The organism is Micromonospora sp. DH14 (genome assembly GCF_029809455.1).
Lineage (GTDB): Bacteria > Actinomycetota > Actinomycetes > Mycobacteriales > Micromonosporaceae > Micromonospora > Micromonospora parva.
In genome coordinates, this window is record NZ_JARVKT010000011.1 from 23,713 (window position 1) to 36,503 (window position 12,791).

A 12,791-nucleotide genomic window follows, 5' to 3' on the forward strand; every position below is an offset into this window, starting at 1 on the left:
GCGTCACTGGGTAGTGCAGTCGGATCGGTGGAAACGTCTTCGGAGGCTCTCATGACCGGTTACCGGGTCAGCGACGTGATGACCAAGCAGGTGGTCTACCTGCCGGCCGAGACCACCCTCGACGAGGCGGCCAGGGTGATGAAGGAGGCCGACATCGGTGATGTGGTGGTCACCGACGGCGCCAGCCTCGCCGGCATGCTCACCGACCGGGACATCGTGGTGCGGGCCGTGGCGGAGAACAGCTCCCCGGCGGCCACCACCATCGGTGCGATAGTGACCCGCGAGGTCGTCATGATCGAGCAGCACTGCACGGCGGGTGAGGCGGCGGCGCTCATGCGGGATCGGGGCATCCGACGGGTGCTGGTCTGTGACAGTGACCGCAAGCTGGTAGGGATCGTCTCCCTCGGCGACCTGGCCATGCAGCTCGACCCCACCAGCGCGCTCAGCGAGATCAGTGAGCAGTCGCCCACTGTGTGACCGAGGCTCCGGCACCACGGCGGTAGCCTCGACGCATGGCTGACATGCCGGCCCGACTGGCCGAGATCGTCGACGAGTTCGCGGCCGCGCCGCGCGACCTGGTGCTGGAGATGCTCCTGGAGTACGCGGACGTCATCCCGGCGCTGGCGGAGGGTGCCGCGGAGCGCGAGGGCATGGAGCATGTGCCCGAGTGCCAGACGGCGTTCTTCCTGCGCGCCCGGGTGACGCCGGAAGGCACCGTGGAGACGCTCTTCGACTGCCCGCCGGAGGCGCCCACCACCCGGGCGTTCGCCGGGATCCTCGCCGAGGGGCTGGCCGGCGCGAGCGCCGAGCAGGTGCTGGCCGTACCGGACGACCTCTACCAGCGGATGGGGCTGGCGCAGGCGATCAGCCCGCTGCGGGTCCGGGGCGGCACGGCGATCCTGGGTCGTCTCAAGCGTCAGATCCGGGAACAACGCGGCTGATCGCGAGGTTGGCACCGGTCATGGAGATCGAGATCTACGCGGACGTCATCTGCCCGTGGTGCTACATCGGCAAGCGCCGCCTGGATGAGGCCCTCGCCAGCTACCCGGGCGAGGTGACGGTCCACTACCGGCCGTTCCAGCTCGACCCGTCGCCGGTGCCGAAGCCCCTGCCGCTGGTGCAGGCGTTGGCCGGCAAGTTCGGCGGCCCGGGGCGCGCCCGGCAGATGGTCGACCACGTGAAGCAGGTCGCGGCGGCTGACGGGCTGCGGCTCGACTACGACCGCGCGGTGATCGCCAACACCTTCGAAGCGCACCGGCTGGTCTCCTGGGCGAGCGACCAGGGTAGGGCCGCCGAGATGGTCGAGGCGCTGTACCAGGCGCACTTCAACCACGGCGTCGACGTCGGGTCGCGGGAGGCGCTGGCCACCCTGGCCGGCGAGGTCGGCCTGGACGCGGCCGACGCCCGCCGATTCCTCGACTCCGACGAACGCGTCGCCGACGTCACCGCCGCCCTGGCCCACGCTCAGGCCCTGGGCATCACCAGCGTGCCGACCTTCGTGCTGGCCGGGAAGTACGCGGTCTCCGGCGCGCAGGAGGTGCAGACGTTGCTCGCCGCGCTGGCCGAGGTGGAGCAGCGCGAATCCGCAGCCCACTCACACTGAGTCACCAGCGGCCGGCATCCGGCATCGATGATCACGATGTTTCACGTGCAACGACATCGATGCCGGTGCGTGGTCAGGCCGGCCTGGCCAGCCCTTCCACCACCTGCGCTCCGGGCAGCGCGCCCAACGCCGGCCCCGGCAGCGCGATCTTGCTGTGCCGTACGCCGGACCCGACGATCACGTGCGGTGTGGCGATGACCCGCGCGTCCACCAGGATCGGCCACTGGGCCGGCAGCCCGATCGGGGTGATGCCGCCGTACTCCATGCCGGTCAACTCGACAGCGTCGGCCATCGGGGCGAAGCTCGCCTTGCGGACGTCCAACGCCCGGCGGGCCACGCCGTTCACGTCGGCCCGGGTGGTGGCCAGGACGATGCAGGCCGCGTAACGGACCACACCCTCACGCTTGCCCGCCACCACGACACAGTTGGCCGACACGTCCAGCCCCACCTCGTACGCCGCGCAGAACGCCGCGGTGTCGGCGAGGTCGGCGTCGATCGGCGCGACCAGCACGTCGTTGACGTCCACCGGGGCGCTGGCCGGCCACTGGGCGATGGCCTCCGCGACCGGCGGGGCGAGCAGATCCAGGCGGGCGCGGGCCGGTTCCGTCTTCAGCGTTCCCATCACGGGTGCGATCCTCGCATCCGTGACGCTGAACCGTCCGGCGGCTCCCCGTCCGCCCGGCGACGCCACCGGGCCGGGCCGGACCGATCCGGCGCTCAACTGCCGGCGAGGAAGGCGTTGTCGCGCATGAAGGAGCGGTCGCGGGCGGCCGCCAACTCCTCTTCGCGCTGGGCCTTGGCCCGTTGCAACTCCAGATCCTCGAACGCGTGCCGGACACCCAGCCGGATCACGCCGTAGAGGAAGACGAAACCGAAGACGTAGAGGATCACCGTGGTGACGACAGCGAACATGGCGTCACGGTAAGACGAACGTGAACCGTTGTTGCGCTCATCTCCGCCCGGTTCCCCCGTACGTGTCAGAGAAGGGCGGTGGGTCAGCCGGACCGGATCAGGTCCAACCCGGTCAGCAGCGCGAAGAACGCGATCACGATCTCGTTGACGATCCAGGCGTGCCCCTCGGCCCATTCCCGCATCCGGGTCAACACCCGCGCCGCCCTGCTCCCGAGCAGCAGCAACGCCAGCAGGGGCAGCCCGAGCAGGAACACTGTGAACAGCACGAACGGCACCAGGTGCCACCACGGCAGATCATGACGGGCCACGCTCGCCCCGACGGTGGCCATGGTGAGGTCGTCGGTGGGGGTCGCCACGAAGAGCAGCGCACCCAGCCGCAGCGCCTGCGGCGGGTCGGCGCGCTCGATGCCGCCCAGCCAGCGCGGCGGTCCGGACCGGTTGCGGCGTAGCCAGATCAGCACGGCCAGGATCACCAGCAGGGCCAGCACCACCAGGTCGATGGCGGGGCCGCGATCAACCTTTCCGGCGACGGCGCTGGCGTCGGCCGCCACTCCGCCCACCAGCCGGGTCAACAACCACGCCACCGTCACCCCGGCGGCCACCACCAGCCCCGCGCCGGTGAGGAAGCCCAGCGACGCGGCCCGGGGCCGATCCGACGAGGCGAGGAAGACCGCCACCACCAGCTGCGTCCCGGCGACCATGACCACGGCGAGCGGCAGGACAGTCAGGAAGTTCATCGCCCGCCATCCTTCCGGCACCGGCGGCCGGGACGCGGCCGAATCCGCGGATCACCCGCCTTGTCGCACACCCCCGCCCACCACCACCACCCGGCCGGCGAGCACCGCCCCGAGCAAGGCCAGCGCAGCGGCCACCACGAGCGTCGTCGTGTAGCTGGCCGGGCCGGGCGCGCTCCCGGCCGCCAGCACAGCACCGGTCAGCGCGAGCACGGTGGCCGCGAAGAGGGAGTCGCTCAGTTGCAGTGACGAGCTGTTGCGGCCCTGCTCACCCGGCGCGGAGAACTCCAGCGTGAGCACCGACAACGACGGATAGAGCAACCCCATGCCCAGACCGGCGACCGCCCAACCGACAACGGCGACAGCCACCGGGAACTCGGGACGGACGGCCAGCGCCACGGTGGCAGTGCCGATCGTGATGCAGCCCAGCCCGACGCGTGGCAGGGTGGCCCGTGATGCCGGCACCGGAATGCGGCCCTGCAACCAGGAGCCCACCGACCACGCCAACGCGCCGACCGTGAGGACCAGTCCGGCCGCCGTCGGCGAGAGGCCCCGCTCCCGGGACAGCATCAGCGGGATGACCACCTCGGCGCCGACGAAGGCCGCCGACGCCAGGCCCCGCAGGCCCACGACGGTGGGCAACCCTCGCGCCGCCCGGAGGAACCCGGCCGGCAGCAGTCGCGGGGCGCAGACCAGCAGACCAACCACGGCGAGCGCGACCAGCGCCAGGGCGGTGGCGCCGCGCTGCTGTCCCCCGATGTGCAGCAGTGCGGCACTCACCGCGGCCCCGCACGCCCAACCGATCCGCCCGACCGCGCCCGCCGGTGGGCTCGCGGCCACACTCCGGCCCAACGACCGCAGGCCCGGATGGATCAGCAGCACCGCCGGCACCGCCACCGCCGGCACCGCCAGGAAGACCCACCGCCAGCCCAGGTACTGCACGATCAGGCCGGCGACAGCCGGCCCCACCAGCGACGGTACGACCCACGCCGCAGCGAACGCCGCGAAGATCCGCCGGTGCAGCTCCTGCGGGTACGCGTGCCCGACGATCACGTAGAGCGCCACCGAGAGCAGCCCGGAGCCGAAACCCTGCACGACCCGCCCGACGACGAGCGCGCTCATCACCGGGGCGGTCCCGGCGATCAGCAACCCCACCACGAACCAGGCGACGCCGTGCCACATCGGCCCGCGGGGCCCCCGTGCGTCGCACCAGATTCCGGAGACCACCATGGCCAGCACACCGGTGGCGAACGGGCCACCGAACGCGATCCCGTAGAGCGCCAGCCCGTCCAGGCTGCGGGCGACCGTCGGCATCGCCGTACCGACCGCCAACGCCTCGAACGCGAGCAGTGAGATCAACGCGACGCTGCCCACCGTCATCGCGCGGAACCGGGGTGCGAAGAGCCCAGGTGCGGCGGTGGCGGCGGGCGCGGCGGTGGCGGTTGTGCTCGGCATCGGCCGAGCATGCGACCTCAACCCTGATTCATGTCAACCGTCCGGTGACCCGGCTCTCGTCAGGCGTCCTGCAACGCCTCCCCGACACCGCGCGCCAGTCCGGAAAAATGCTGGTCCGCCAGCAGGTGACCGGCGGTGATCACCACAGCGATCGGCCACTCGATGACCTGCAGCGCGGCGAGCACCCCGAGCCCGGCGTAGTAGGCAACCTTGTCCGGTGGCGGCACCGCCACCTCACCCAGCATCGGCAGTTGGACCCGCCGGCCGTACACGTGCATGTTCTCCCGCGAACCGTTGAGATGTCGCGTCAGTGTGCTCATGCCGACCTCCCCATGTCCGGTGATGCTCGTCGGATTCCACGGCCCAACCCGTCCATGCGCCAGCGACGACGGAAAATTCCGGCGCTCAGGGGGCATAACGGATGGCAGGTCGGGAAGCCAGGCCGCCGGACGCGAGCGCGGTGGGAGGACGACATGGCCAAGGTCAGGACCAGCGGCAACAGGGAGCCGGGCTGGCGTCCGTCCAGCCGTACGCCTCGATGACGGCGGCGGGTCGCGCTGCCGGCCGCATCCTGCCGTCCTTCGGTGTGCCGCACCTGATCGGCGAGGCGTCCCGGACCGTCGGGTCGGCCGCGACCCGGCTGGCCCGGTCGGTCGGGCTCACTCGGCGTCGGGTCTGGTCACGCCCCGGTCGGCACCACATCGAGGTGCACGGCGTGTGCCAGGAGGGCGGCGACCAGCTCGCCCGGCAGGTCGAGGGCGCGCTGGAGCGGATGCCCGGGGTGGCCTGGGCCAGGGTGAACGCTCCATCCGGGCGGGTGGTGGTGGCCGTGCAGGCCCCCGAACCGGATCTCGACGACCTCATCGCCACCATCAGCCGGGTCGAGCGGACCTGCGATCACGAGCCCGACCCGGAGATCCCACCCCCGAACCCGCCCGAGGAGGGCCCGCACAACCCGCGCACCCTCGGCGCGCTCGCCTCGGACGCGCTGGGTCTGACCCTCTGGGCGGCGACCCGGATCCTGCCGTTCGCGCCGCTGCCCGGTGAGGTGGCCGGCGTACTGGCGGCGGTCGACCTGCAACCGAAGCTGCACGCGTTCCTCGGCAGGACACTGCGCTCCGACCCGCGCGCGGAGGTCCTCTTCCCGCTGGCCGAGGCCGTGGTCCAAGGTCTCGCCGGCCGCTGGACCGGCATCGTCCTCGACGGTGCCCAACGGCTCGTGGAGTGGGGTGAGGACCGGGCCCAGTTCACCGCCTGGGAGAACGCGGAACCGCGGCTGACCGGGGACCCCGAGCGTGCCGTCGCGCGGTGGCCGATAGCCGACCGTCCCCGACCCAAGCCGCACGGCCCGGTCGAGCGGTACATCAACCGGATGCTCGCCGCAGGTACGGCGGCCGGTGCCGCGGCGGTGCCCTTCGCCGGGCGCAAGCGGGCCGCCGCGCTGGGCCTGTCGGCGCTGCCGAAGGCCCCTGGCAGTGGACGTGAGGGGTACGCCGCCCAGCTCGGCCGGTTGCTGGCGCGGCGCGGGGTGATCGCGATGGACCGCAGTGTGCTGCGGGAGTTGGACCGGATCGACACGCTCGTGCTCGACGCCGCGGTGCTCGGCTCGGACCGGGGCGTACTCGCCGACCTGGTGCCGGCGTCCGACGCGGACGTCGACGAGGTGGCCGAGCGGGCCTTCGCGCTGTTCGACCCGGACGATCCGGCCGCGTCCCGTGCGGCGGACGGCTGGCGGCTCGGACCGTTGGACCAGATGCCCGCGAACGACCTGGACGCCATCGCGGACGCGGGCCGGCTGCGTTCGGCCGGCGGGCAACTGCTCGGCCTCGCCCACGGCGACCGGCTCGCCGCGCTCCTGCGGGTCGAGCCGGAACCCGCACCCGGTGTCGACGGGCTGCCGGCCACCGCGCGGCGGGCCGGCCTGCGGCTGGTGGTTGCCGGCGGCGACGAGCAGCGGTACGGCTTCGCCGACGCGATGCTGCCCGGCGGGGACCAGTTGGTCGAGTCGGTCCGTGGACTACAGCGCGACGGCGCGGTGGTGATGCTCGTCTCCGCCGACCGCAAGGCGCTCGGCGCGTCCGACTGCGGTCTCGGGTTCGCCGCGCCGGAGGAGCTGCCCCCATGGGGCGCGCACCTGCTGGTCGGTGCCGACCTGCGGGTGGTGGCCCTGGTGATCGAGGCGACCGGGGTGGCTCGGCGTACCGCCCAGCAGAACATCCGGCTGGCCATGGCCGGCACCGGTCTCGGGGCGCTGGGCGCGTTCACGGCCCCGCCGACCGAACTGCCCGGCCGGTCGCTCGTCGCGGTGAACGGCGCGGCCGGGTTGGCCTTCGCGAACGGGGTCTGGCAGGCCCGCCGATTGCACGACCAGTCGGACACCCCGGCCCCGGTGACGACCGCCTGGCACCTGATGCCCGTCGGCACGGTGCTCGACCACCTGCGCTCCACGCCGGACGGCCTGACCAGCGCGGAAGCGCAGCGCCGACGCCACGCCTCGGGCGCCGACGGCGGTGCCGGACCCGGAAGTGGTGGGCTGCTGCGCGCCTTCCTCGACGAGCTGTCCAACCCGCTCACCCCGGTGCTGGCCGCCGGGGCGGTGCTCTCCGCGTCGTTCGGTTCACTTGTCGACGCCGCGCTGGTGAGCAGCGTGGTCGGTGGGTCCGCCCTGATCGGGGCGGTGCACGAACGCAACACCGAGAGGTCGCTGGCGGAGCTGCTGTCGCGGTCGGCGGTGACCGCACGGGTCCGCCGGGACGGCGCCGATCAGGTGCTCGCCGCCGAGGACCTGGTCCTCGGGGACGTCATCGCCCTCGAACCGGGAGACTCGGTGCCCGCCGACTGCCGGGTGCTCGATTCGGTGGGCCTGGAGGCCGACGAGTCGTCGCTGACCGGTGAGTCGCTGCCGGTCGCCAAGTCCAACCGGCCGGTGGTCGCCGCCGCCGTCGCCGACCGGCACTCGATGCTCTACGAGGGCACCACGGTCGCCGCCGGGCACGGCACCGCAGTGGTGGTGGCGACCGGCAACGACACCGAGGCGGGGCGCAGCCTCGCGTTGGTGCGGCAGGCACCCCCGACCAGTGGGGTGGAGGCTCGGCTCGGCTCGTTGACCAGCACCGCCATCCCACTGGCGGCCGGTTCCGCGATAGCGGTGGCCGGCGCGGGCCTGCTTCGGGGCGTACCCCTGGCCGAAACGGCGGCGACCGCCGCGAACCTCGCCGTGGCGTCGGTGCCGGAGGGGTTGCCGTTCCTGGTCAGCGCGGCGCAGCTGGCCGCGGCCCGGCGGCTGGCCGAGCACGGCGCGTTGGTCCGCAACCCGCGCACCATCGAGGCGTTGGGGCGGGTGGACGTGCTCTGCTTCGACAAGACCGGCACCCTCACCGAGGGTCAGTTGCTGCTCGCCGGGGTCGGCGACGGCGTCGGTGACCGGTACGCGTCGGTGGACCGGTTGGACGACCGGCTGCGGATGACGTTGGCCGCGGCGCTGCGGGCCACCCCCGCCGCAAAGGATCCGGAGGAGTTGGCGTTGCAGACCGACCGGGCGGTCCGGCGGGGCGCCGGGGAGGCCGGGGTGGTGGAGCAGACCGGTGCCGCCGGTTGGCGCGCTGCCGGGGGCCTGCCGTTCGAGCCGTCCCGCGGCTACCACGCGAGCATCGGGCAGACCGACGGTCACCTGCTGTTGAGCGTCAAGGGTGCTCCGGAGACGGTGCTGCCCCGCTGCTCGTCCCGACGCGCCGATGGCAGTCAGGAGCCGCTGGACGACGCCGGCCGCGCCGAGTTGGAACGGATGCTCGCCGACCGGGCCGGTGCCGGCAACCGGATCCTGGCCGTCGCCGAGTGCCCGGTGAACGACCCGAAGGTCACCGACTCCGACGTTCGAGGGCTCACCTTCGTGGGTTTCCTGGCCCTCTCCGACGGTGTGCGGGAGAGCGCGGCCCCGGCGGTACGCCGGATCCGGCAGGCCGGCGTGCACACCATCATGATCACCGGCGATCATCCGGCCACCGCCGAGGCGATCGCCGCCACCATCAGCGACCACGACGAACAGCAGGTGGTCACCGCCGGTGAACTCGACCAACTGGACGACGACGCGCTCGCGGAGCGGTTGACCAACACCGACGTGGTGGCCCGCTGCACCCCGGCCCACAAGGTGCGGATCATCCAGGCGTTGCAGAAGTGCGGGCGGACAGTGGCGATGACCGGCGACGGTGCCAACGACGCCCCGGCGATCCGGCTGGCCGACGTCGGCATCGCCCTCGGCCAACGGGGCACCCCGGCCGCCCGCGCCGCAGCCGACCTGGTGGTCACCGACGACCGGTTGGAAACCATCATCGCGACCCTGATCGAGGGGCGGGCGATGTGGTCGTCGGTGCGGCACGCGCTGAGCATCCTGGTCGGCGGAAACCTCGGCGAGATCGCCTTCAGCGTGCTCAGCGCCGCGGCGACCGGCCGTTCCGCGCTCACCGGGCGACAACTGCTGCTGGTCAACCTGCTCACCGACCTGGCACCGGCGCTGGCCATCGCGGTCCGGCCACCCGCGTCGGACCGCGCCGACGCGCTGCTGCGGGAGGGCCCGGACACGGCGCTCGGCGAGAGCCTCACCAGGGAGATCGGGCTGCGGGCGACAGCCACCACGCTGGGCGCGACAGCGGGTTGGACGTTGGCCCGCTACACCGGACGCCGCCAACGGGCGGGCACCGTCGCCCTGGTCTCCCTGGTCGGCACCCAGCTCGGGCAGACCATCCTGGCCGGCGGCACCAGCGCTGCCGTACTGGCCTCCACCGTGGCATCTCTGGGTGTGCTGGTCGTGGTGGTGCAGACGCCGGGGGTGAGCCAGTTCTTCGGCTGCACCCCGCTCGGGCCGGTCGGCTGGACCATCGGAGCCGGGTCGGCGCTCGGCGCCACCTTCGCCAACGGCGCACTCACGAAGCTGATGGAGCACGTGCCCCAGGCCCGACCCCACACCACCACTGCGGACAGCGACGGCGCGACCGGCTCCAAGGACTGAGCACCGGGTGTGGCGCTCGGTGCCGGGGGTCGGCCGGCATGCTGCGTGGAGCGTTATTCCTCAAAGTCATATGCATACCTCAGAGTCATGACGCTCCACGCAGGACCACACTCCAGCCGTCCGGCGGAAAGACCCGCCGCCCGGGTCGTCAGGCGAAGGGCTTGGGGAGCGCCCCCCGCTCATCGCCTTCTTCGCCAATTCCGTTCGCAGGCTGTAGTTCCGGTGCCGTGTCGCTGCGGCGGCCGCCTCCCGCATCCCAGACCCAGAACTGTTCGGTTGCATCCGGCTCTTCGATATTGATCTGCACATTCGAAGATCCCTGTCCTCAATTGACCCAAACCCTCATCAAACCGTCACTAGGCTCCCATTCGTGGTCCGTAGGTCAGCCGACGTAGGACGGTCTCGGCCGGGCCGGGCTGCCGGCGCTTGTCGAGCTGACGGGCGATCAGGACGGTGGTGAGCCAGACGACCACCGCGATGATCAGACCGGTCACTGTGGGGCTGCCGAACCGGTCGCCGAGGGCGAGCGTGAAGGGCGCCAGGAGGACGAGCCAGGCCACGGACTGGAACAGGTATCCCGACAGGGAACGCTGACCCAGGGCTGAGAGAGCGCCGACGACGGGACCGGATCGGCTGGCTCGCATGGCGATCAGGCCGAAGGCGGCCACGTAGCCCGGTCCGGCGAACATGCCGCTGACGCCGTGGAGCAGCAACATCAGACTGGCGGCCGACTCGTCGACGTGCAGCCATCCGGCACTGACCAGGGCAGCCGGAAGGCCACCGGCCACTGCGGCGCCGAGGCCGAGGACGGCGGTCCACGTGAGCAGGGTCCGGTGCCGGGGCAACTCTTCGAGGACGCGGCGACGAGCGGCCCACATGCCCAGCCAGGCAATCATGATGAAGGGCAGGACGGTCAGCGTGTGCACCGGCCATTCGCCGATGCGATCCAGCATGGACGCGACGTAACCGGGTGCGGCGAGAGAGTCGACTTGGCCCGACGGCAGCGGTGCCGCTCCGCCCGACCCCCCGAGGATGCCGCTCACCACCATCGCACCGATGACCAGCATCTCGACCGCGGACAGCGCCCAGAGCACCAGCACGACGCGGTGGAACCTGTCGCCGCGGCGCAGCAGCAACAGGGTCATCGCGATCCCGACGATCCCGTACGCGCCGAGGAAGTCGCCGTAGTACAGCAACACGGCGTGCGCGAACCCGAACACGACCAGCCAAACGTTACGACGCAACAGCACGGCGCGGACCTGCTTCGGGGTGACACCGGAGGTGTCCTGGCGGCGGGCGAGTTGGACGAGGCCGTAGCCGAACATCACGGCGAAGACCGGATAGCCGCGGGCATGGACGAGCTCGAAAAGCAGGAAGTTGAGGCCGCGATCGACGCCTTCCGGGGTGGCGTCGAGGCCCGGCTCGCCGGCGAAGACGACTCCGGCGACGTTGGCCAGCGCGATGATCAGCAGCATCGCTCCCCGGGTCAGGTCCGGCGCGAGGGCACGCTCGGTGCGCAGCACCGACCCTCTCGAAGTTTGCGGTGCGGTGTCGATGCCCATGGCCGTCTCCCCGTGACTCAGCTTTAGTTTCGGAGAGAAAGTATCAGACATACACTAATACTGTCTGTCATGATGTGGACGTAACCTTCCGGGGCGAACGTGGGAGCCCATGACCAGCGACGATTTCGTTCCGGCGCCGCTGCGCCGGCTGTGGGGAATGTCAGAGCCGGCGCGTCTCGGGCGGCCCGCGTCCCTCGACGTCAACGTGGTCGTCGCCGCCGCGGTGAAGATCGCCGACCGGGACGGGCTCGACGGGGTGACGCTTCCCAAGGTCGCCAAGAGCCTCGGCTTCACGAGCATGTCGCTCTACCGGCACGTCGGCTCCAAGGACGAACTGCTCACTCTCATGGCCGACGCCGCACTGGGCCCACCGCCGGACATCGCCGCCCCCGACTGGCGGGAAGGGCTACGCCGTTGGGCCTTCGCCCAGCGCGCGGTGTTCCAGCGTCGGCCGTGGCTGACGCGCGTGCCCGCCGCCGGACCACCCTCCGGGCCGCACCAGATCGCCTGGATGGAGGCCGCGCTGGCGGTCATGTCCGGCACCCTCCTCGACTGGGCGCACCGGATCGGTGCGATGTCACTGATCAGCGGCTACGTGGTCCAGTCGGTACGGCAGTACAGCGAACTCGCCGAGGGCAGGGCCAACGGCCAGGGCCAGGGCCAGGCCGACGCCGAACGCGACTACGGCCGGGCGCTGGCGCGACTCGTCAACCCCGACCGCTTCCCCGAGGCAGCCCGGCTGTTCTCCTCGACGCTGTTTGAGGCACCACCGTCCGACACCCCCGACGAGGTGATCGCCGACGCGGACTTCTCGCTCGGGCTGGAGTTGATCCTCGACGGCATCGCCGTCCGGATCGCGCGCACCGACCCCTGACCCACCCGCATGCCCTGGTCGGCCCGTCAGCGGCGCCGGGAGGTGAGCCGCATGCCGGCGGCTCACCGGGGTACCGCCCGACCTGCCGGCACGGGTCGCCGGAGTACGCGAATCGCCGCCGGCCGGCGAACCGGCGGCGGCGATCATTGACAGGCGCTGAGGTCAGCTGCGCTCGGAGATGGCCTCGATGAGGTCGCCGACCGGACGCTCGGGGAGGGAACGGGCCACATCGGCCACCGCCACGATGCCCACCAGCTCGTGGCCATCGATCACCGGCAGCCGGCGTACCTTGTGCTGACCCATGGTGCGAAGGGTCTCGGCGGCGTCGTCGTCCGCGGCGATGGTTACCGCCTCACCGTGGGGCCAGCTCACCGGCCATCACGTTGGCCGGGTCTCGACCCTCTGCCAGCACCTTCACCACGATGTCGCGGTCGGTCAGCATGCCCTTGAGCCGATTGTCGTCACCGCAGATCGGCAGGGCACCGACCCCCAACTCGGCCATCCGCTTCGCGGCCGACTTCAGGTCGTCCTGCTCGCGGACACAGGTCACGTCGTTCGTCATGATCTCGCGTGCCATAGGCATTGGTATGACACCTCACTTCCCGGGGGGTGTTGCCGTTACTTCCCAGGGGGTTGTTGCCGTTCT

At 71.8% G+C, this 12,791-nt stretch carries 14 protein-coding genes; 5 read left to right on the plus strand and 9 right to left on the minus strand.

Features of this window, described 5'->3' with window-relative positions; genetic code table 11:
• Positions 1-51: 51 nt before the first annotated feature.
• From QCZ28_RS16320 to QCZ28_RS16330, 3 genes are read left to right on the plus strand one after another with little or no spacing between them, the layout of a single operon-like run.
• Complete coding sequence (locus QCZ28_RS16320) at positions 52-477, plus strand: CBS domain-containing protein (protein WP_030331911.1); 426 nt, start codon at positions 52-54, stop codon at positions 475-477.
• 35 nt (positions 478-512) lie between these two features.
• Complete coding sequence (locus QCZ28_RS16325) at positions 513-941, plus strand: SufE family protein (protein WP_279517460.1); 429 nt, start codon at positions 513-515, stop codon at positions 939-941.
• A 20-nt stretch (positions 942-961) separates the two neighbouring features.
• Complete coding sequence (locus QCZ28_RS16330) at positions 962-1,603, plus strand: DsbA family oxidoreductase (protein ID WP_279517461.1); 642 nt, start codon at positions 962-964, stop codon at positions 1,601-1,603.
• Between the two features lie 73 nt (positions 1,604-1,676).
• Here the strand turns inward: QCZ28_RS16330 and QCZ28_RS16335 are convergent, their stop codons facing one another.
• From QCZ28_RS16335 to QCZ28_RS16355, 5 genes are all read right to left on the minus strand, one after another.
• A complete protein-coding gene (locus QCZ28_RS16335) occupies positions 1,677-2,225 on the minus strand; it encodes a YbaK/EbsC family protein (RefSeq protein WP_030331905.1) in 549 nt (182 codons plus the stop codon).
• 95 nt (positions 2,226-2,320) lie between these two features.
• Positions 2,321-2,515, minus strand: a complete 195-nt coding sequence (locus tag QCZ28_RS16340; protein WP_030331904.1) for a hypothetical protein — start codon at positions 2,513-2,515, stop codon at positions 2,321-2,323.
• 83 nt (positions 2,516-2,598) lie between these two features.
• Positions 2,599-3,252: a GAP family protein gene (locus tag QCZ28_RS16345; protein WP_279517462.1), complete on the minus strand. Its 654-nt coding sequence runs from the start codon at positions 3,250-3,252 to the stop codon at positions 2,599-2,601.
• Positions 3,253-3,303: 51 nt separating this feature from the next.
• Positions 3,304-4,704 (minus strand): MFS transporter, encoded by a 1,401-nt coding sequence (locus QCZ28_RS16350; RefSeq protein WP_279517463.1) that lies wholly within the window; start codon positions 4,702-4,704, stop codon positions 3,304-3,306.
• A 59-nt stretch (positions 4,705-4,763) separates the two neighbouring features.
• On the minus strand, positions 4,764-5,024 hold the full coding sequence (locus tag QCZ28_RS16355; RefSeq protein WP_279517464.1) for a hypothetical protein: 261 nt from the start codon (positions 5,022-5,024) through the stop codon (positions 4,764-4,766).
• A gap of 218 nt (positions 5,025-5,242) precedes the next feature.
• Between QCZ28_RS16355 and QCZ28_RS16360 the strand changes: the two genes are divergently transcribed.
• Positions 5,243-9,709, plus strand: coding sequence for an HAD-IC family P-type ATPase (locus QCZ28_RS16360; RefSeq protein WP_279517594.1), 4,467 nt, complete (start codon positions 5,243-5,245; stop codon positions 9,707-9,709).
• Between the two features lie 148 nt (positions 9,710-9,857).
• On the opposite strand, the gene QCZ28_RS16365 is transcribed toward QCZ28_RS16360, so the two are convergent.
• Together QCZ28_RS16365 and QCZ28_RS16370 are read right to left on the minus strand one after the other, a co-directional pair.
• Complete coding sequence (locus QCZ28_RS16365; protein ID WP_279517465.1) at positions 9,858-10,016, minus strand: hypothetical protein; 159 nt, start codon at positions 10,014-10,016, stop codon at positions 9,858-9,860.
• A gap of 49 nt (positions 10,017-10,065) precedes the next feature.
• Entirely contained in the window at positions 10,066-11,271 is a 1,206-nt protein-coding gene (locus QCZ28_RS16370; RefSeq protein ID WP_279517466.1) for a DUF418 domain-containing protein, read from the minus strand.
• Between the two features lie 109 nt (positions 11,272-11,380).
• Between QCZ28_RS16370 and QCZ28_RS16375 the strand changes: the two genes are divergently transcribed.
• Positions 11,381-12,145, plus strand: a complete 765-nt coding sequence (locus tag QCZ28_RS16375; protein ID WP_279517467.1) for a TetR/AcrR family transcriptional regulator — start codon at positions 11,381-11,383, stop codon at positions 12,143-12,145.
• 162 nt (positions 12,146-12,307) lie between these two features.
• Here QCZ28_RS16375 and QCZ28_RS16380 read toward each other — a convergent pair whose 3' ends face one another.
• Positions 12,308-12,517 carry a CBS domain-containing protein gene (locus QCZ28_RS16380; RefSeq protein WP_279517468.1) on the minus strand — a complete coding sequence of 70 codons (210 nt, stop codon included), beginning with the start codon at positions 12,515-12,517 and terminating at the stop codon, positions 12,308-12,310.
• Positions 12,498-12,728: a CBS domain-containing protein gene (locus QCZ28_RS16385; protein WP_279517469.1), complete on the minus strand. Its 231-nt coding sequence runs from the start codon at positions 12,726-12,728 to the stop codon at positions 12,498-12,500. The genes QCZ28_RS16380 and QCZ28_RS16385 overlap by 20 nt, the downstream gene beginning before the upstream one ends.
• Positions 12,729-12,791: the final 63 nt, after the last annotated feature.

Excerpts from the sequence above, each read along its gene's own strand:
- QCZ28_RS16320 (WP_030331911.1), top strand. The coding sequence starts at position 52 with ATGACCGGTTACCGGGTCAGCGACGTGATGACCAAGCAGGTGGTCTAC.
- QCZ28_RS16325 (WP_279517460.1), top strand. The coding sequence starts at position 513 with ATGGCTGACATGCCGGCCCGACTGGCCGAGATCGTCGACGAGTTCGCG.
- QCZ28_RS16330 (WP_279517461.1), top strand. The coding sequence starts at position 962 with ATGGAGATCGAGATCTACGCGGACGTCATCTGCCCGTGGTGCTACATC.
- QCZ28_RS16335 (WP_030331905.1), bottom strand. The coding sequence starts at position 2,225 with ATGGGAACGCTGAAGACGGAACCGGCCCGCGCCCGCCTGGATCTGCTC.
- QCZ28_RS16340 (WP_030331904.1), bottom strand. The coding sequence starts at position 2,515 with ATGTTCGCTGTCGTCACCACGGTGATCCTCTACGTCTTCGGTTTCGTC.
- QCZ28_RS16345 (WP_279517462.1), bottom strand. The coding sequence starts at position 3,252 with ATGAACTTCCTGACTGTCCTGCCGCTCGCCGTGGTCATGGTCGCCGGG.
- QCZ28_RS16350 (WP_279517463.1), bottom strand. The coding sequence starts at position 4,704 with ATGCCGAGCACAACCGCCACCGCCGCGCCCGCCGCCACCGCCGCACCT.
- QCZ28_RS16355 (WP_279517464.1), bottom strand. The coding sequence starts at position 5,024 with ATGAGCACACTGACGCGACATCTCAACGGTTCGCGGGAGAACATGCAC.
- QCZ28_RS16360 (WP_279517594.1), top strand. The coding sequence starts at position 5,243 with ATGACGGCGGCGGGTCGCGCTGCCGGCCGCATCCTGCCGTCCTTCGGT.
- QCZ28_RS16370 (WP_279517466.1), bottom strand. The coding sequence starts at position 11,271 with ATGGGCATCGACACCGCACCGCAAACTTCGAGAGGGTCGGTGCTGCGC.
- QCZ28_RS16375 (WP_279517467.1), top strand. The coding sequence starts at position 11,381 with ATGACCAGCGACGATTTCGTTCCGGCGCCGCTGCGCCGGCTGTGGGGA.
- QCZ28_RS16385 (WP_279517469.1), bottom strand. The coding sequence starts at position 12,728 with ATGCCTATGGCACGCGAGATCATGACGAACGACGTGACCTGTGTCCGC.